Source organism: Rhodoferax saidenbachensis, from assembly GCF_031457975.1.
In the GTDB taxonomy this organism is placed as follows: Bacteria; Pseudomonadota; Gammaproteobacteria; order Burkholderiales; family Burkholderiaceae_C; genus Allorhodoferax; species Allorhodoferax saidenbachensis_A.
This window is the reverse complement of record NZ_JAVDXO010000001.1, coordinates 86,758-105,305: the sequence shown is the minus strand read 5'-3', so window position 1 is coordinate 105,305 and position 18,548 is coordinate 86,758. Positions and strand designations below refer to the sequence as shown.

The window sequence follows — 18,548 nt, the reverse complement described above, 5'->3', positions numbered from 1 at the left end:
ATGAACACACAAGATACCTGCATTGAATTCAAGGACGTGGTGGCGGGCTACAAGGATTTCATGATCCTGAACAACCTGTCATTCAAAGCCAAGCGCGGCACCATCACCCTGCTGCTGGGCCCCAACGGCGCGGGCAAATCCACCGTACTCAAAGCGCTGTTTGGCCTGCTCAAACCACGCCAGGGCGACATCCTGCTGGACGGCGTGAGCGTGGCCGGCGCAACACAAAAGCAGCTGTTGGCCCAGGGCATCGCCTTTGTGCCGCAGGGGCGCAACCTGTTTGGCCAACTCAGCGTGTTCGAGAACCTGGAGCTGGGCGGTATCACCCTGGGTATGAAGACCACGCACGAGCGTATTCCGGAAGTGCTGGAGTTCTTCCCGCGCGTCAAAGAGCGCATGCACTCGGCGGCTTCGGCTCTGTCCGGTGGCGAGCAAAAGCAACTCGAAATCGGCCGCGCCCTGCTGTTGCGCCCCAAAGTCATCCTCATCGACGAGCCTTCCATCGGCCTCTCGCCCATGGTGGTGGCCGACGTATTCAAGCTCTTGCGCCGGCTGGCCGACCAAGGCACCACGGTGCTCATGGTGGAACAGAACGTGAAGAGCGCGCTGAAAATTTCGGACGAAGCCATTGCACTGGAATCGGGTCGCCTGGTGCTGCAAAAACCGGCATCGGAATTGCTCGCAGACCCAAACATCGAGCGCCTGTTTTTGGGCGGCGCCCACCAGTCCAACGCCCAAGCCAGCACCGTGTGACAGCAAACCCAACAACCCAACAGCCTTGAGGGGATAAGCGATGCGTTTGAACACCATTCATAGCCGCCTGACACTCGCGTTCACTGCGGTTCTCGCATTGATGATTCTGGTCTTGTGCCTGGGTCTGTTGGGGCAGCATCGCATGGGGATGATGGTGGACCACCTCAGCAATGTGCTGGCAAAAACGGAACGTGATGCCTTGCGATGGAAGGAAATCCTGAGCAATCAGGGCATCAACACCAGTTTGCTCATTGCCACCGGGGATCCCGAAAAACAAAAGCCCTTGCGCGCCCAAATCAGTGCGCAATTGAAAACCATCGATGATTTGGTCCAAACCTATGCATCCGGCACCACAGGCAGCGATGCCGATGCGGCGTTGCTAAAGCAGGTGACCGCAGCCTACACGGGTTACAAAGCGGCGGTTGGCGATGTACTGAGTGCGGTGGACAGCGGGTCCAGCGACTTTTCGCGCTCCGAGTTCAATGACAAATACGTGCCGCAGTTGCTGGGCTACCAAAAGGCCTTGAGCGCGTGGGCGGAACACCAACAGGCGTCCATGGACGCGGGAGTGCAGACCGTCAAAACCGAACAGGCACAGGCCCGGGTGTTGATGGTCAGCGTTGGTATCCTGGCCTGTACCTTGGGTGCCCTGCTGTCGTGGGCCATCTCGCGCAGCATCAGCGGTGCTGCTACAGAGGCCGTGCGGCTGGCCCACGCCATTGCACAGGGTCAGCTCGACGTGCAAAGTCGCAACGTGACCAGCTTTGGAGAAATGCAGCAGTTGTTGGACGCGCTGAAGGATATGCAGGACAACCTGGTTCGCGTGGTGTCCACGGTGCGGTCGGGGTCGGAAGGTGTCGCCACTGCGAGTGAAGAAATTGCCAAAGGCAATAGTGACCTCTCCATACGCACCGAACAGCAGGCCAGCTCCCTGCAACAAACCGCTGCGGCCATGGATGATCTCAGCAGCAGTGTGCGTGACAACGCCGGCCATGCCCTGCGGGCCAATGAACTGGCCGCCAATGCCTCTGGCACGGCCCAGCAAAGCGGTCAGGTCGTCACCCATCTGGTGCAAACCATGCAGCAGATTGACCAGGCCTCCAAGAAGATTGCGGACATCATCCAGGTCATCGACGGCATCGCCTTCCAAACCAACATCCTTGCGTTAAATGCAGCGGTAGAAGCTGCCCGCGCGGGAGAACAGGGGCGCGGCTTTGCCGTGGTAGCCGCCGAGGTGCGATCGCTGGCGGGCCACAGCGCGCAAGCCGCCAAACAGATCAAGGAATTGATCGACACCAGCGTGCAGCGCGTGAACCAGGGCAACCAGCTGGTAGAACAAGTGCAGCACTCCATGACGGGTGTCGTCCAATCCATTGAACGCGTGACGGAGGTCATGGCCTTGATCAGCCAGGCCGGCCAGGAGCAATCCCATGGCGTGTCCCAATTGGGGCAGGCCGTTGCCACCATAGACCAGGCCACCCAGCAGAACGCCGCGCTGGTCGAAGAAATGGCCGCCGCCGCTGAGGGCCTCAACAACATGGCAGCGCAGCAGGTGGAAGCGGTCGCCGTTTTTGATCTGGGCACGCGCACCACCGCGCGACGTCTGGCCCTCGCGTGAATTTCGCACGCCCTCTCTTCATACCGTTCATCCCGCCTTCTGGAGTTTTCAAGATGTCCGACTACCGCACAAACACCTCCCGCCCCAGCGGTGCCGACCGCGAACACATTGACGAAGGCCCCAACCCGCTGGGACTGGAAGGCATTGAGTTCATTGAGTACGCCACCTCCAAGCCCCAGGCGCTGGGCCAGGTGCTGGAAGCCATGGGTTTCAAGCCGATTGCGCGCCACCGCTCGCGCGAGGTGCTGCTGTACCGTCAGGGCGACATCAATGTCATCGTCAACGCCCACGGCCGTGGTGCTGCGTTGACCGAGAAGCCGGTGATTGCCGCCATCGCCCTGCGCGTGCACGACGCCTCGGCCGCCTACCAGCGTGCGCTGGAGCGCGGTGCCTGGGCCGTGCCGGTGCAGGTGGAGGTGATGGAGCTGCACATTCCCGCCATCCATGGCGTGGGCAACAGCCGCATCTACTTTGTGGACCGGCACCGCGAGTTCTCCATCTACGACGTGGACTTCACCCCCGTACCCGCGGTGGACAAAAACCCGCCTGCCATTGCGGGCCTGCACTTCTTTGGCGTAGTGCAGTACATCGGCAACGACCGCAGTGACGACTGGACCGAGTTCTACAGCGCGCTGTTTGGCTTCACCGCGCTAGCACCGGAGACGCGCTTTGGCATCTTGCCCAAGGGCCTGATTCTGCAAAGCCCGTGCAACACCTTTTACTTGCAGCTCATCGAGCCCGAACCCGGCGTACTGGACGTGGAAGACGACGAATGCTTCCAGCGCATTGGCCTGGGCACACCCGATGTGCCCGCCACCGTGGCGGCGCTGCGCACGCGCGGCGTGGAGTTTGTGCCCAGCAAAGACCCCACGCAGGACAGCAAGGGCGCGCTAACCCGCCCCACCATGGGCAACGCCATGTTCGAGCTGGTCCACCACACGCGAGGCTGATCACCATGAGCCAATTCGAAGGCAAATTTGACGACTTCGGGATGGACACCATCTCGCTGGCCGGACCGCTGAAAGCCAAGCTGGACGCCATGCGCGCCGCGGGCTTCGGCCAGGTCATGCTGGCCGCACGCGACCTGGTGGGCCACCCGCAAGGCTGGGAGGCTGCGGTACAAGAGGTGAAGGACAGCGGCCTGCGCGTGACCGGCTTTCAGGTGCTGCGCGACTTTGAAGGCCTGTCGGGCCACCTGCATGCCTACAAGGTAGACATTGCCAAAAGCATGATGGAGATGTGCCAGGCGCTGGGTTGCCGCGTCATGCTGGCCTGCTCCAGCACCTCCACCCACGCCACCGGCGACACCGACGCCCTGGTGCGCGACCTGCGCAAGCTGGCCATGCTGGCCATTCCCATGAACATCAAGGTGGCGTTTGAAGCCCTGTCCTGGGGCCGCACCATCAACGAGTTTCCCCAGGCCTGGGACGTGATCACCCAGGCCGACATGCCCAACCTGGGCCTGGGGTTTGACTCTTTCCACATGTTTGCCACCAAAACCCCGCTGGACGAACTGGAGATGCTGGACCCGAGCAAGATCTTCCTGGTGCAGCTGGCTGACTTTATGTGGAACGAGATCAAGACCGTGGAAGAACGCATCAGCACCGCGCGCACCTTCCGCGTGTTTCCCGGTGAAGGCGTGCACAGCGAAGCCCTGGCCGAACTGGTGCTCAAGCTGCATCAGCTGGGCTACCGCGGCGACTACAGCTTTGAGGTGTTCAACGACGACTACCAGCAAATGCCCCTCCCCACCGTGGCCGCACGCGCGCGCCGCGCCGCGCTATGGCTGGGCGAAGACGTGCTGCGCCGCTCTGTGCCCCTGCCCAACCAGCTGCGCCTGAAGCAGGCCACGCGCTGAACACCATGGGCAGTGTGTTTGAAGAATTCCTGCAGGCACCCGAGCTGCTGGACGCCTTTGGCGCCCAGCGCTTTGTGGCAGCCATGCTGCAGTTTGAGTCGGCCCTGGCTCAGGCGCAGGCTTCTTGCGGCCTGATTCCGGCTGCCGCCGCGCAGTCCATCGTAGGCACCTGCAAAGTAGAACTGTTTGACGCCCCCAAAATCGTGCGCGACAGCGTGCGTGCGGGCAGCCTTGCCATTCCGCTGGTCAAGAGTCTGCAGGAAACGGTGGGCCTGTTCAACCCCGGCGCGGTGGCCTGTGTGCACCTGGACTGCACCAAACAAGACTTGGTGGATACCGCCACCGTGCTCATCACCCGCGACGTGCTGGAGCGAGTGCACAGCGATGTGCAGCTGTGCGTACACACGCTGCAAACCCAGGGCAGCGCCGATGCTGCCGCGCCCCTACTGCGCGCGTTGCAGCGCCTACAACGCAGCGCCGCCGAGGCCTTGGCCGTACAACTGGGCGGCACCCTGGCGCAGATGCGAGCTCAGGGGCAAAACCAGGGCTCCGCCGTAGAACAGCACATGGCACAGCACCTGCGCCTGGGCGTGCCGCAAGCCCCCTGGCACACCCAGCGCGATGCTTGGGTGGCGCTGGGCTGCGACCTCGGCCTGTTGGTGGGCAGCCTGGGCACCCTGGCCAAGGAAATGACGCGCCGCGCCGCCTCCGACCAATTGCCGACCGGTTGCCTGACGGCATTGGCAGCGGCGCGGCGCGCGCCCCAGCGCGTGGCCAGCCTACTGGCTTCCATGCCCGAAGCCCATGAACGCGCCCTGGGTGTGTGGCAGGCCGAGCAGGCCGAATGGGCGCAACTGCTGATGTCGGCGCACGCCAGTGCCCACGGCATGGCCCAAGCCCTGCAGCAAATCTCCGACACCGCACCATGACAGCAGACACATCCAACCGACCGGTGGCACTTGTTACCGGTGCCCAGCGCGGCATAGGCCGTGCCATCGCACTGCAAATGGCCCAGGCCGGCTTTGACGTGGCGCTGTGCGACCGTATGCTCAGCGACGAACTGCACGCTGCTGCCGCCGAAGTCGCGGAGCTGGGAGTTCGCAGTACTGCGGTGTGTTTTGACCTGGCCGACACCAGCACCCACGCGGCCATGCTGGACGCAGCCGAGGCGGTACTGGGTCCGGTGACTTGTCTGGTGAACAACGCCGGGGTGTCCGTACTGTCGCGCGGCGACCTGCTGGACGTGACACCCCAGGCCTACGACCACTGCCAGGACATCAATACGCGCGGCACCTTTTTTCTCATGCAGGCCTTTGCCAGGCGCTTGCTGGTGCGCCCGCAGCATCCCCACCACCGCAGCATGGTGACCATCACCTCGTCCAATGCCCAGGCCGTCTCCATCCAGCGCGGGGAATACTGCGTGTCCAAGGCGGCGCTGTCCATGGTGTCTTCACTGTTTGCCGTACGACTGGGTGGCGAGGGTATTGGGGTATATGAAGTTGTCCCAGGCCTGATAGAGACCGAGATGAGCCTGACCTCCAAGGCACGCTACGACGCCGACATCCAGCGCGGCTGGCTGGTGGTGCCCCGTTGGGGCCAAGCGCACGAGGTGGGCAAGGTGGTGAGCACTTTGGCGCTGGGCCTGCTGCCCTACACCGTGGGCCAGGCCATCCGGGTGGATGGCGGCATGTTGATCAACAAGTACTAGACGTAGAGCCCTGCTCTTACCCATAAGGGAAAGCCCTAGCCGATATTGAAGGAACGGTATACGCCGCTGAAGGCAGGGTATTGGCGCAAGCCCGTACAGGGACGTAACCTGAGATGCAGATTCTCACTGCATCGTATTGGTTATGAAAACACAAAATCGTTGGATCTGGGCTCTGCTTGCCGCCACGGGCGTACTTGCTGGAAACCATGCGTGGGCCGCCACGGACATCACCGTGGCCACGGTGAACAACCGGCAGATGATTGAAATGCAAAAGCTCAGCGTGCATTTCGAGAAGGCCAACCCCGACATACGCGTCAAGTGGACCACCATGGAAGAGGCTGACCTGCGCCAGCGGGTCAGCGCGGACGTAACCAACAAGGGTGGCCAGTTTGACGTGGTCACCATCGGCATGTACGAGACGCCCATCTGGGCCGCCAAGGGCTGGCTGCGCGAGATCACCCCCACCGACGCCTACAACGTGAAGGACCTCATCCCCACGGTGCGCGATGGCCTCTCGTACAACAAGCGCCTGTACGCCGCGCCCTTCTACGGTGAAGGTTCCATGACCATGTACCGCACCGATCTGTTTGACAAGGCGGGCCTCTCCATCAGCAACCGCCCCACCTGGGAGCAGATCGCCGCAGCCGCGGCCAAGATCCACAACCCTGCTGCCGGGCTCTATGGCATTTGCCTGCGCGGGCGCGCGGGCTGGGGCGACAACATGGCCCTGCTCAGCACCATGGTCAACACCTTTGGCGGCCAGTGGTTTGACATGGCCTGGCGCCCGCAAATCAACACCAAACCGTGGAAGGACGCGATCTCGTTTTACGTGAAGCTGCTGACCCAATACGGCCCGCCCAACGCTGTAGCCAACAGTTTCAACGAGAACCTGGACCTGTTTGCCCAGGGCAAGTGCGGCATCTGGGTGGATGCCACCAGCGCCGGCGGTGCGCTGATTGATCCCAAGTTCAGCAAGGTGGCCAGCGTCACCGGTTTCTCGCTGGCCCCCACCGCCGTCACCAACAAGGGTGCGGGCTGGCTCTGGGCCTGGGCGCTGGCCATTCCCGCTAGCAGCAAGAATGCCGACGCAGCCCAGCGCTTTGTGCAGTGGGCCACGTCTGAGCCCTACCTGCGCCTGGTAGCCGACACCAAGGGCTGGGCCGCCATGCCCTCGGGCACGCGCCTCTCCACCTACCAGCGTCCGGAGTTCACCAAGGCCGCGCGCTTTGCCATGACCGAGGCCATCGCCATGGTGACCGCCAACCCGCGGGACGCCACGGAGGGCAAGGCGCCCTATGTGGGTGTGCAGTTCGTCGCCATCCCCGAGTTTCAGGACATCGGCGAGATCACAGGCGCCGAAATCCGCGACGCACTGGCGGGCAAGCAGACCGTGGACCAGGCGCTACAAAAAGCGCAGGCCAAGACCGACCAACTGATGCGCGTGGCCGGGTACTACAAATGACAAGGAGCACAGCCATGCCCAAATCCTCTTTCTGGACCGTAGGCCGCCAACTGGGTGCCGCCTTTGCCGCCATGGTGGCGCTGGGGCTCATGCTCGCGCTGACCGGCTGGAGCCGCATTGCGGCCATCAACCACGACCTGCAATCGTTGGTGGACCAGACCCTGCCCACGCTCACCGCGCTCAGCGAGGTGAATGACCGGCTGCAGGTGGTGCGCACCGCCGAGCTGAGCCATCTGGCCGCGCTGACCATGCCCGCCAAGGACCGTGAAGAAACCGCCGTCAAAGCTGCCGTGAAGGCGCTGGACACCGCACTGCAGCGCTACCTTGCCACCGGTGGGGCTCGAGACCAGGCGGCGGAGGTCAAAACCTTGACCGATGCCCTGGCCAAGTTCAACGCCTCGCGTACCACCTTCCTGCAAATGTCCAACTCGGCCGCAGGTGCCGAGTCGGAACGCGCCGTGGAGGCCAGTGACTATTTCAGCGGCCCCAGCCAGCAGGCCTACCAGGGCGCCTACGATGCGGTGCAAAAACTCTGGGCCGCCCACGTAGCCCAGGCCGAAGCGGCCAAGGATATGGGCCGTGCCTCGGTGCTGCGTGCTGACCTGATGCTGCTTAGCGTCTCAGGTATTGCAGTGTTGGTGTCCATCGTGCTGGGCGTCTTCATCACGCGCCGTCTGCTCGGCGAGCTGGGTGGCCAGCCCGCCTATGTGGCGCAGTTGGCGCGCGCCATTGCCGATGCCAACCTCGCCACGCCAATTGCAGTTCGCCGCGGCGACACCACCAGCGTGGTGGCCGCCATGGCCCGCATGCAGGCCTCGCTCACGCGCATCGTGCACGCCGTGCGCCACGGCGCAGACGGCGTGGCCAATGCCAGTTCCGAAATCGCCCAGGGCAACCACGACCTCAGCAGCCGCACCGAACACCAGGCCAGCGCGATCGAAGAGACCGCCTCCAGCATGGAAGACCTGAACGCCAAGGTGCGGCAAAACGCGCTCAGCGCGGGCCATGCCAACCAGCTGGCGCTGGACGCCTCGGCCGTGGCCGTGCAAGGCGGCGATGTGGTGGGCCAGGTGGTGCAAACCATGAAGGGCATCAACGAAGCCAGCCGCAAGATTGCCGACATCATTTCCGTTATCGACGGCATTGCATTCCAGACCAACATCCTGGCACTGAATGCGGCGGTGGAAGCCGCTCGTGCAGGCGAACAGGGCCGGGGCTTTGCCGTGGTGGCCTCCGAGGTGCGTAGCCTGGCGGGCCGCAGCGCGGAGGCCGCCAAAGAAATCAAACAGCTCATCAACACCAGCGTGCAGCGCGTGGAGCAAGGCACCGCCCTGGTGGACCGCGCGGGTAGCACCATGGCCGAGGTGGTGGGTGCCATCCGCAAGGTGACCGACATCGTGGGTGAAATCAGCGCCGCCAGCTCAGACCAGAGCGCGGGCGTCTCGCAGATTGGCGAATCGGTGAACGAAATGGACCAGGTCACCCAACAAAACGCGGCCCTGGTGGAGCAGATGGCGGCCGCGGCCAGTGGCCTCAAATCGCAAGCTGCGGAACTGGTGCGCGTGGTGGCGGTATTCCAGACCGACGAGCAGGCGCTACCAAATCAGGAGCTGCTCGCGCTTAGTTGACGGGGGCTAGCGGCCTGTTTGGCTGACATTCTCGGCCCCAGGCAGGGTCGCACAGGCCTGGGCCACAAACTCGCGCAACAGGCGCAGCGCCGGGGTAAGCTGGCGCCGGTCCGGCAGCACCAAATACAGCGGCACGTGCTCAGTTTCCCAGTCAGGGCACAGCGCCACCAGTCGACCCGCAGCCAAGTCATGGGCCACGTCGATCCAGGCCTTGTAGGCCACGCCGCGCCCTGCCAGCGCCCAGCGCCGCACCACGTCGCCGTCATTGGTCACGTGGCCGCCCTGCACGCGCACGGCCAGCGGCTGGCCGTCGCGCGCAAAGGTCCATCGGTCATTCACCTCACCGCCCAGCATGAAGCACAGGCAGTCGTGCTGCGCCAAATCCTGCGGCGTGGCTGGTGTGCCGTGGGCTTGCAGATAGGCGGGTGAGGCCACCAGCACACGCCGGTTGTCAGGCGCCACGGACAGTGCCACCAGACTGGAATCCCGCGGCTTGCCATGGCGAAAGGCCGCGTCCACCGGTTCGCTGTACATATTGGCCATGCGGTCGGACAGCGTGAGGCGGTAGCGCACCTGCGGGTGCTGGTCCTGAAAATCCTCCAGCCAGGGCAGCAGCACATTGCGCCCCATGTCCGACGATGCCGCCAGCCGCAGCACGCCCTGCACCTGATGGCGCCCCGTGCTCAGCGCCTGCTGGCCTTCGCCCAACGTGGTCAGGGCCAGCCGCGCATGCTCCAGAAACACCGCACCCTCGGGTGTCAGCCGCAGGCTGCGCGTGGAGCGCACCAGCAGGCTGGTGTGCAGTTCTGCCTCCAGCCGCTTGAGTGCGGCACTGGCCGCGGCGGGCGTGATGTCCAGCGCCCGTGCGGTGGCCGACAGGCTGCCGGTGTCCACGGTGCGCACAAAGATATCCAAGTCTTGCAGGGCTTTCATTTTCAAATGATATTTGAAAGCGGGTTCAATCTATGCCCTATTTTTCTTTTCAGACGCAGAACAGAAGATTCAACCCTCTGTTCACTCTGCAAGGAAATTCCCCATGAAAGCCATTGGCTACACCCAGGCCCACGCCCTCTCCGCCCCCATCGGCCTGCAAGACATCACCCTGCCCACACCCGTGGCCCAGGGGCACGACCTGCTGGTGGAAGTGCGAGCCGTTTCGGTCAACCCCGTAGACACCAAGGTGCGCGCCAGCGCGGCGCCCGCCCTGGGCCAGGACTACAAGGTGCTGGGCTATGACGCCAGCGGCATCGTGCGCGCCGTGGGACCGGATGTGACCCTGTTCAAGGAAGGCGACCACGTCTACTACGCCGGAGCCATCCAGCGCCCCGGCACCAACAGCGAGCTGCACTTGGTGGACGAACGCATCGTCGGCCACATGCCCGCCAGCCTGGACTTTGCCCAAGCCGCCGCCCTGCCCCTGACCAGCATCACGGCCTGGGAATTGTTGTTTGACCGCCTTGGCGTGCAGCCCGGCAAAAAGCCCAACCCCAAGAGCCTGCTGGTGATCGGTGCGGCTGGCGGCGTGGGCTCCATCCTCATCCAACTAGCGCGCCGCCTCACAGCCCTCACTGTCATCGGCACTGCCTCACGCCCCGAAACAAAAGCCTGGGTGAAAGCGCTGGGCGCCCACCATGTGATCGACCATACCCAGCCACTGACCGAACAGTTGGCCCGCCTCGGCGTTCCGCCGGTCGACATCGTCATCAGCCTCACCCACACGGGCGACCACCTGCCGCAAATTCTGGAAGTACTGGCCCCCCAAGGCCAGTTTGGCCTGATTGACGACTTGCCCACGCTGGACGTGATGCCCTTCAAGCGCAAGGCCGCCTCGGTGCACTGGGAGATGATGTTTGCCCGCCCCATGTTCAACACGCCCGACCTGATCGCCCAGCACCACCTGCTCAACGAGGTGGCCCAGCTGGTGGACGCAGGCCTGGTGCGCACCACGTTGGCCGAGAACTTCGGCCGCATCAACGCCGACAACCTCAAGCGCGCGCACGCACTGGTCGAGTCGGGCACCGCACGCGGCAAGGTGGTGCTGGAAGGCTGGAACTAGGGTCTGCCATGAGGCCATAGTCAATGATTTGACTTTACGCATGGCCCCACGCGTGGCGCTATGAAATCAGGAGCTTATTGCGCATATTTCACGGGGGCTATCGGCCATTTTTGCACTTAATTTCCGTCATGGGGATGTGCATAATGCGGGCCAAGGAGACCCCATCTGGGGCGCCAAACCATGAAACCGGTTGTCTTCTCGCTGATGTCTTTTCATGCGCTTTGCCTGAGCCTGTGGATTGGCCTGACAACGGCGGCCGGGGCCGAGTCCCTGACCCTGGCGGTATCACGCACGCCGCTCTCGTTACCCCTGTATATCGCGCAAAGCAACGGCTACTTCGCAGCCGAAGGGCTGGAAGTCAAGATCAACGAATGCCTGGGTGGCCACCGCTGTCTGCGCCAGGTGCTGGATGGTCAGGCCGATGTGGCCACCACGGGCGAGTTGCCGGTGGTGATGAACAGCTTCTCCAGCAGCGACTATGCCGTGATTGGCACCTTCACCAAGTCTAGCGACGACATCAAGCTGGTGACCAATGCACGCGCCGGCATCAGGGCCCCAGCGCAGCTGGTGGGTAAGCGTGTGGGCGCCATCAAGGGCACAGCCAGCGAGTTTTTCCTTGAGTTGTACCTGCTGACCGCCGGCCTGGACCCTCAAAGCCTGAGCATCGTGGACGTGCAACCGGAAGACATGGTGCAGGCCCTGCAGTCCGGCAAGGTGGATGCCATCTCGGTCTGGCAGCCTTTTGGCTACCAGGCACTCAAGGCGATGGGCGCAGGCGCCACTTTGCTGCCCAGCAACAACGCGTACATCCAGACCTTTAACCTGGTCAGTCACCGCAAACTGGTGGGCACACGCGACACCACGCTGACCAAGTTGCTCACCGCCGTGGAGCGGGCCGAGCGCTTTATCCAGGAACACCCCGCCGACGCCAAACGCCTGCTGATGCAGCGGCTGGCGCTGGAGCAAGATTTCGTGGACAGCGTGTGGCCCGGGCTGCGCTACCGGCTGGTGCTGGACCAGGCCCTGCTGGTCACCATGGAGGGAGAGGCACGCTGGGCACGCCGCGAAGGCCATGCCGTTGGTCCCCTCAAACCCAACTTCCTGCAGCTGGTACACAGCGCACCGCTGCATACCGTCAAACCCGACGCCGTGGCCACCCTGCGCTGAACGCCCATGAAACTGCGCAGCCTGCTCTTCAGCGCAAGCCTGGCCTCGGTGGCGGTGGGCCTGGTCGCCACGCTGGTGGCCCTGAGCGCCGTGCACGAAGAAAACCGCACCAGCGTCGTACGCACCCAGGCACAGGAAGCCTCACACGAAGTCTCCGGTCTGCTGGTGCTGACCCAGGAATACGCACGCCACGCGGAGCCACGCGCCGCCGAGCAATGGCACCAGCGCCAGGCCGCCATTGCAAAGTTGCTGAGTGCCCGCGAACTCGTTCTTGACGAAGACCCGGCCCTGACCGAACTGCGCGATGTGAACCAGTCTCTGCCCGAGTTGTTTGAGGCACTGGAAAAAATACCCCAAGACGACCGCCCCTTCAATCTGCGGCGCAAGGAGGTACTCATGGATCAGCTGCTCACCAGCACCCAAGCCACGAGCGACTATGCCTACCAGTGGTTTCAGAGCGCTACGGTGAACCGGCGCGCAGCGGACAAAAAGTTCCAGTACGCAGCCCTCACCACGCTGGCCACTATGCTGCTGATCCTGCTGTCACTGGTATCCCTGGTACACCGGCGCGTGCTGCGTCCTTTGCGGCGGCTGGACGAAGCCACCGCTGCGATGAGCCGCGGCGACATGACCCAGCGTGTGGCCAGCCAGACTCAGGACGAATTGGGAGACTTGTCACGCCGTTTTGACACCATGACGCAGACCCTGGAGCTCAACCGCCAGCAGTTGCACGACGCAGCCAAACGCCTGCGTGTCATCACCGACAACATCCCCAGTCTGATTGCCTACATCGACAGCGATTTGCGCTATCAGTTCACCAACGCCTACTTTCAGCAGGTCTTGGCCATGGACCCCCGCAAGCTGGTGGGAAAACGGGTGGCGGATGTCATGGGTCCGGGCGACTATGCCTCGCTCCAGCCCTATTTAGAGGCGGCCCTGGCGGGCACACACCAGCAGTTTGAGCGCGTGAACATCGTGCGCGGCAAGGCAGTCTGCCTGCTGACCGATTACGTACCCGACCGCAACGAGGCAGGTGACATTGTGGGCATTTTCGCGACCGCCAAGGACATCACCGAACTCAAGGAAATCCAGCGTGCGTATGCCCAGGGCGAACAGCGCCTGCGCGCCATCACCAACAACATCCCCGCCATGGTGGGGCATTTTGATGCCGAGGAACGCTGTCTGTTTGCCAACGACACGGTGCTCAAACTGCAGGGCATTGACGCCAAAGACACCACCAAACACACGCTGCGCTCAGGCCTGCGGGACGACAGCTATGCCCAGCACCAACCCTATGTGCAGCGGGTGTTGCAGGGAGAGATTTGTGGGTTTGAAGGTCACATCCAGCGCAATGGCCAGGATGTCTACTTCCAGGCCCATCTGGTGCCCGACCGGGACACCCAGGGTCAGGTGCAGGGCTTCTACCTGATGTCATTTGACGTGACCAAGGTGCGCCGTGCCGAGCAGGAGCGCAAACGCAGCGAGCAGCGCCTGCGCCAGATCACAGACAACCTGCCGGTGCTGATCTCCTATATCGACAAGGACGAGCGCCTGCAGTTTGCCAACAAGACCTACCAGACCTGGCTGGGTGTAGACCCCCAGGCCATGCTGGGACGCACCATTCTCGAAACGGTGGGCCCCGAACTGTATGCGCCGCGGCGGCCCTACCTGCAGCGCGCCCTGCGTGGAGAAAATGTACGGTTCGAGGCCGAGGCCGACGCCTTGGGCATCCACCGCCACCTGGACACCAACTACCTGCCCGATATCGATGCCGACGGGAAGGTGTTGGGCATTTACACCCTGACCACGGATGTTTCCGAATTGAAGGCCTACGAACGCCAGCTGCAGGCGCTGGCGCGCTTCGACGACCTCACAGGACTGCCCAACCGCCTGCAATTCAACGAAAAAATGGCCGAGGCACTGGAGCGTGCGCAGCGCTCCAAAGACGGGCTGGCACTCATGTTCCTGGATGTGGACCGTTTCAAGGCCATCAACGACACGCTGGGGCATGCCGCAGGCGATGCGGTGCTGCGTGAATTTGCCAAACGCCTGCAGTCCAGTGTGCGCCAGATCGACGTGGTGGCCCGTCTGGCAGGCGATGAGTTTGTCGTGATTCTGGAGGGCTTGCACAGCAGCGCCGAAGCAGAGGCCGTGGCACGCAAGATCGTCGACGCCGCAGCTGTACCCATGGACGTGGATGGCCAAGCGCTGAGGGTCACCACCAGTGTGGGCGTCGCCTTTCAGGACCACGCCGCCCCCGCCCTCACCGTGCCCCAATTGCTGGCCCGCGCAGATGAAGCTCTGTACGATGCCAAGGCCGCAGGGCGCAATACCTTTCGCATGGCATGACACATTGGACCGCGCCCCGCATCCGCAGCCTGCTGGCACTGGGGGTCGCCTGGGCGTTCGGATGCGCGCTGGCCGCCCCGCTGAACCTGGCCGTGTCCAACGGCCCCGTGTCGCTGCTGGTGTATGCAGCCGAAGGCCAAGGGTTTTTCAAGCACGAGGGGCTGAGCCTGAACCTGGTGGAGTGCAGCAGTGGGCGCAGTTGCCTCAAGCTATTGACCGATGGCACCGTGGATCTGGCAACGGCCGCCGATGTGGTGGTCGCCTTGAACAGTTTTACACGGCCGGATCTGGCTGTGCTGGGCACCGTGAGTGCGTCATCCCACCAGATCAAGCTCATTGCCCGGCGCAGCGCCGGCATTGCCACACCCGAACAGGTGCGCGGCAAACGCCTGGCCACCGTCCAGGGCACTTCAGCGCAGTATTTTCTGGACAGCTGGCTGCTGTTCCACGGCATTGAAGGCCGCATGGTCCACCACGTTTATCTGCCACCCGACGAACTCGGGTTGGTGCTGCAGCTCAAGGATGTGGACGCCGTCGCTATCTGGGAGCCTCTGGCGTCGCAAGCCATGAAGCTGCTGGGCGATGACGCGTTGGCGCTCCCCAACCCGCGGGTCTATACCCAGCACTTCAATCTGATTTCCACCCGCAGCACGATCGCTGCGCGTCGCACAGACCTGGTCAAGGTGTTGCATGCCCTGGCCCGAGCCCATCAATTCATCCGCGAACAGCCCGACGCCGCTGCGCAGCTGCTGGCGCGGCGGCTGGGCATTGACACTGCCACGGCCACAGCCCAGATGAAGGAGCAGGACTACCGCCTGCGGCTGGACCAGTCGCTGGTCAGCACGCTGAGCAGCCAATTGCGCTGGGCTGTGCGCGAGGGCCACGCCAAGCCCGACGCCGAACTGCCCAACCCCCTGCGCCTGATTGAGGCGACCTTGTTGCGTGAAGCCGCCCCCTCGGCGGTGGACGCCATCAAATAGGCCGTGGCCTAGACCTGGCCGCCCACCACTTCGTTGGCGGTGCGAAACGCTTCGACCGCGGCGGGCACACCGCAGTACACGGTGGCGTGCAGCAGCACTTCCTGAATTTCGGCCGGTGTGGCGCCATTGTTCAGCGCGGTGAGCATGGCCACAGTGACCAGGCTGCGGGTTTTCAGGTCCAGTCCGGGGCGCTGCCACACATCGCCCCAGGCAGCGCGGGTGATGTGCTCCTGCATGGGCGTGGCGGATGGATCAGATGGCATGGTGAACTCCGACAGACGCTTCATGTTCGCGACACTCAGCCACCACCAGACAAGTGCCGTCTGTGCGCCAGAGCACCTAGACCGCGCCCATCAGCCGTTACGCTGCAACCAGACACACTCTCTGGAAACCATTTCATGAACATTGCACGACTCGCCGCCATTCTGCTCATCGCCGCTGGCGCCTTGAGCCTTGTGTATGGCAGCTTCAGCTACACCAAGCAAACCAGCGCCGTCAAAATCGGCAGCCTCGAGCTGTCGGTCCAGGAGAAAGAGACTGTCAACGTCCCCGTATGGGCGGGTGTTGCTGCCATCGTGGCAGGTGGCCTGTTGCTGGCGTTTGGCAGCAAGGGCCGCTAGGCCCCTGCCAGCCCCCCTCCCAATCAGGCCAGATCGAAGCGGTCCAGGTTCATGACCTTGGTCCAGGCGGCGACAAAGTCCTTGACCAACTTCTGCTGGCCATCCGTGCTGGCGTAAACCTCGGCATAGGCGCGCAGCACCGAGTTGGAGCCAAAGACCAGGTCGGCGCGGGTACCGCTGAACTTCACGGCGCCGGTCTTGCGGTCCCGGCCTTCGAATACTTCACCCGTGCCGTCTGCGGCTTTCCACTCGGTGCCCATGTCCAGCAGGTTCACAAAGAAGTCGTTGGACAGAGCGCCCACCTTGCTGGTGAACACGCCATGCTTGCCGCCGTCGGCATTGGCACCCAACACGCGCAAGCCACCGACCAGCGCGGTCAGCTCGGGCGCGGTCAGCGTCAGCAACTGGGCGCGGTCAATCAACAGCGCTTCGGTCGCAGCGCCTATGGCGCCCTTCTTATAGTTACGGAAGCCATCGGCCACGGGTTCCAGCGCTGCGAAGGATTCGACATCGGTCTGCTCTTGCGTTGCGTCCACACGGCCAGGTGCATATGGCACCTCAACCACCACACCGGCTGCCTTGGCGGCTTGCTCCACACCCACGCTGCCTGCCAGCACGATGATGTCCGCCAGCGATGCCTTACCGGATGCTTTCTGGATGTCTTGCAACTTGGCAAGCGCTTTGACGGCAATCCTGTTGACGTCCCAATCCTTTTGCGGCGCCAGCGCCAGGCGCGCACCATTGGCGCCACCGCGCTTGTCGCCACCCCGGAAGGTGGAGGCCGAGGCCCAGGCCACGGACACCAGTTCAGACACTGACAAACCGGATGCCGCGATCTTCGCTTTGAGGTCCGCAATGTCTGCCGCGCTCGGATTCAGCGTGGCCGCGGGCAGCGGGTCTTGCCAGATCAGGTCTTCCTTCGGGACTTCGGGCCCCAGGTAACGGGCCTTGGGCCCCATGTCACGGTGGGTCAGCTTGAACCAGGCGCGTGCAAAGGCTTCGGCGAAGGATTGCGGGTCTTCGTGAAATTTCTGGGAAATCTTGCCAAACTCGGGGTCGAAGCGCAGCGTCAGGTCGGTGGTCAGCATGGTCGGCTTGTTGAACTTGCCGGGCACGTGGGCATCCGGGATGATGTCCGGCGCGTTCTTGGCCACCCATTGCTTGGCGCCAGCGGGTGAATGGGTCAATTCCCACTCGAACTTGAACAGGTTCTCAAAGAAGTTGTTGCTCCACTGCGCGGGGGTGGTGGTCCAGGTCACTTCCAGGCCAGAAGACACAGTGTCTTTGCCGTGGCCGCTTCCGAAGTTGCTGTTCCAGCCCAGGCCTTGCGCCTCAATGCCTGCGCCTTCGGGTTCCGCGCCTTTGTGTGACTCGGGTGCGGCGCCGTGGGCCTTGCCGAAGGTGTGGCCACCGGCGATCAGCGCGACAATTTCCTCATCGTCCATGGCCATGCGGTAGAAGGTGGTGCGGATGTCTTTGGCCGCGGCCATGTAGTCGCCGCTGGCGTTAGGGCCTTCGGGGTTGACGTAGATCAGCCCCATATGGGTGGCGCCCAGGTTCTTGTCCAGCTCTCCCTCGCCTTTGTTGCGATCACCGCCACCGCTGAAGCGCTTGTCGGCGGCCAGCCATTTCGTCTCCGTACCCCAGCTCACATCCATATCAGGTTCCCACACGTCTTCACGGCCACCGGCAAAACCGAAGGTGCGAAAGCCCATGGATTCCAGCGCCACATTGCCCGCCAGGATGAACAGGTCGGCCCAGGAAATCTTCTGGCCGTATTTCTGTTTGATCGGCCACAGCAGGCGGCGCGATTTGTCGATGTTGACGTTGTCGGGCCAGGAGTTCAGCGGCGCAAAACGCTGCTGCCCACGCCCGCCGCCGCCGCGGCCGTCGAGCGTGCGGTAGGTGCCAGCGCTGTGCCAGGCCATGCGGATCATTTGCGGGCCGTAGTGGCCAAAGTCGGCGGGCCACCAGTCTTGTGAGTCGGTCATCAGCTTGACCAGGTCGGCCTTCAGCGCCTGGTAGTCGAGCTTCTTGAATTCTTCGGCGTAGTTGAAGGTTTCACCCAGCGGGTTGGATTTGTTGCCGTGCTGGTTCAGCAGGTCAACGCGCAACTGGTTGGGCCACCAGTCCTTGTTCGTGGTGCCGCCACCGGCTGCATGGTGGAACGGGCATTTGGCTTCGCTTGACATGGGTCTCTCCTTGGGTTGTTGGTACTTGGACTGACCGAGTCAGTGTAGATTTTCAATCGCTATCGATCAAGATAGTTTTATTAATGAAATCTATAGACAAAGCCAATGCCCAAGACAAAAGCTAACCCGGCCTTACGATGTGACCAGGAGACATACC

16 protein-coding genes are annotated in these 18,548 nt (G+C 63.1%); 13 read left to right on the top strand and 3 right to left on the bottom strand.

All coding sequences use genetic code 11. The features are described 5' to 3' along the window. The 8 genes from J2X15_RS00490 to J2X15_RS00455 all read left to right on the top strand — a co-directional run bounded on the left by J2X15_RS00490 (window position 1) and on the right by J2X15_RS00455 (window position 9,027). A complete protein-coding gene (locus J2X15_RS00490; protein WP_310338327.1) occupies window positions 1-753 on the top strand; it encodes an ABC transporter ATP-binding protein in 753 nt (250 codons plus the stop codon). A gap of 40 nt (window positions 754-793) precedes the next feature. Further along, a complete protein-coding gene (locus J2X15_RS00485; protein ID WP_310338326.1) occupies window positions 794-2,371 on the top strand; it encodes a methyl-accepting chemotaxis protein in 1,578 nt (525 codons plus the stop codon). 53 nt (window positions 2,372-2,424) lie between these two features. Next, the gene (locus J2X15_RS00480; protein ID WP_310338325.1) at window positions 2,425-3,321 is read left to right on the top strand and encodes a 4-hydroxyphenylpyruvate dioxygenase; all 897 of its coding nucleotides are present in this window, start codon (window positions 2,425-2,427) and stop codon (window positions 3,319-3,321) included. A gap of 5 nt (window positions 3,322-3,326) precedes the next feature. Beyond that, a complete protein-coding gene (locus tag J2X15_RS00475; protein ID WP_310338323.1) occupies window positions 3,327-4,229 on the top strand; it encodes a sugar phosphate isomerase/epimerase family protein in 903 nt (300 codons plus the stop codon). Window positions 4,230-4,234: 5 nt separating this feature from the next. Further along, window positions 4,235-5,158, top strand: a complete 924-nt coding sequence (locus J2X15_RS00470) for a 3-carboxy-cis,cis-muconate cycloisomerase (RefSeq protein WP_310338321.1) — start codon at window positions 4,235-4,237, stop codon at window positions 5,156-5,158. Then, window positions 5,155-5,937 (top strand): 3-ketoacyl-ACP reductase, encoded by a 783-nt coding sequence (locus tag J2X15_RS00465; protein WP_310338319.1) that lies wholly within the window; start codon window positions 5,155-5,157, stop codon window positions 5,935-5,937. Before J2X15_RS00470 ends, J2X15_RS00465 begins: the two co-directional genes overlap by 4 nt. A 142-nt stretch (window positions 5,938-6,079) precedes the next feature. Next, window positions 6,080-7,399 (top strand): ABC transporter substrate-binding protein, encoded by a 1,320-nt coding sequence (locus tag J2X15_RS00460; RefSeq protein ID WP_409034230.1) that lies wholly within the window; start codon window positions 6,080-6,082, stop codon window positions 7,397-7,399. 14 nt (window positions 7,400-7,413) lie between these two features. Next, window positions 7,414-9,027: a methyl-accepting chemotaxis protein gene (locus tag J2X15_RS00455; RefSeq protein ID WP_310338316.1), complete on the top strand. Its 1,614-nt coding sequence runs from the start codon at window positions 7,414-7,416 to the stop codon at window positions 9,025-9,027. Between the two features lie 6 nt (window positions 9,028-9,033). Here the strand turns inward: J2X15_RS00455 and J2X15_RS00450 are convergent, their stop codons facing one another. After that, entirely contained in the window at window positions 9,034-9,960 is a 927-nt protein-coding gene (locus J2X15_RS00450) for a LysR family transcriptional regulator (protein WP_310338314.1), read from the bottom strand. Window positions 9,961-10,063: 103 nt separating this feature from the next. Between J2X15_RS00450 and J2X15_RS00445 the strand changes: the two genes are divergently transcribed. From J2X15_RS00445 to J2X15_RS00430, 4 genes are all read left to right on the top strand, one after another. Further along, window positions 10,064-11,083 (top strand): zinc-binding alcohol dehydrogenase family protein, encoded by a 1,020-nt coding sequence (locus tag J2X15_RS00445; protein ID WP_310338312.1) that lies wholly within the window; start codon window positions 10,064-10,066, stop codon window positions 11,081-11,083. A 180-nt stretch (window positions 11,084-11,263) separates the two neighbouring features. Next, window positions 11,264-12,250, top strand: a complete 987-nt coding sequence (locus J2X15_RS00440) for an ABC transporter substrate-binding protein (protein ID WP_310338309.1) — start codon at window positions 11,264-11,266, stop codon at window positions 12,248-12,250. Window positions 12,251-12,256: 6 nt separating this feature from the next. Further along, on the top strand, window positions 12,257-14,599 hold the full coding sequence (locus tag J2X15_RS00435) for a PAS domain-containing protein (protein WP_310338307.1): 2,343 nt from the start codon (window positions 12,257-12,259) through the stop codon (window positions 14,597-14,599). Further along, the gene (locus tag J2X15_RS00430) at window positions 14,596-15,579 is read left to right on the top strand and encodes an ABC transporter substrate-binding protein (protein ID WP_310338304.1); all 984 of its coding nucleotides are present in this window, start codon (window positions 14,596-14,598) and stop codon (window positions 15,577-15,579) included. The genes J2X15_RS00435 and J2X15_RS00430 overlap by 4 nt, the downstream gene beginning before the upstream one ends. Window positions 15,580-15,587: 8 nt before the next feature. On the opposite strand, the gene J2X15_RS00425 is transcribed toward J2X15_RS00430, so the two are convergent. Beyond that, window positions 15,588-15,866: a carboxymuconolactone decarboxylase family protein gene (locus tag J2X15_RS00425; protein ID WP_409034229.1), complete on the bottom strand. Its 279-nt coding sequence runs from the start codon at window positions 15,864-15,866 to the stop codon at window positions 15,588-15,590. A gap of 111 nt (window positions 15,867-15,977) precedes the next feature. On the opposite strand from J2X15_RS00425, the gene J2X15_RS00420 reads away from it, so the two are divergent. Next, window positions 15,978-16,199, top strand: coding sequence for a hypothetical protein (locus J2X15_RS00420; protein ID WP_310338302.1), 222 nt, complete (start codon window positions 15,978-15,980; stop codon window positions 16,197-16,199). A gap of 23 nt (window positions 16,200-16,222) precedes the next feature. Here J2X15_RS00420 and katG read toward each other — a convergent pair whose 3' ends face one another. After that, a complete protein-coding gene (gene katG / locus J2X15_RS00415) occupies window positions 16,223-18,391 on the bottom strand; it encodes a catalase/peroxidase HPI (RefSeq protein ID WP_310338301.1) in 2,169 nt (722 codons plus the stop codon). Window positions 18,392-18,548 lie beyond the last annotated feature (157 nt).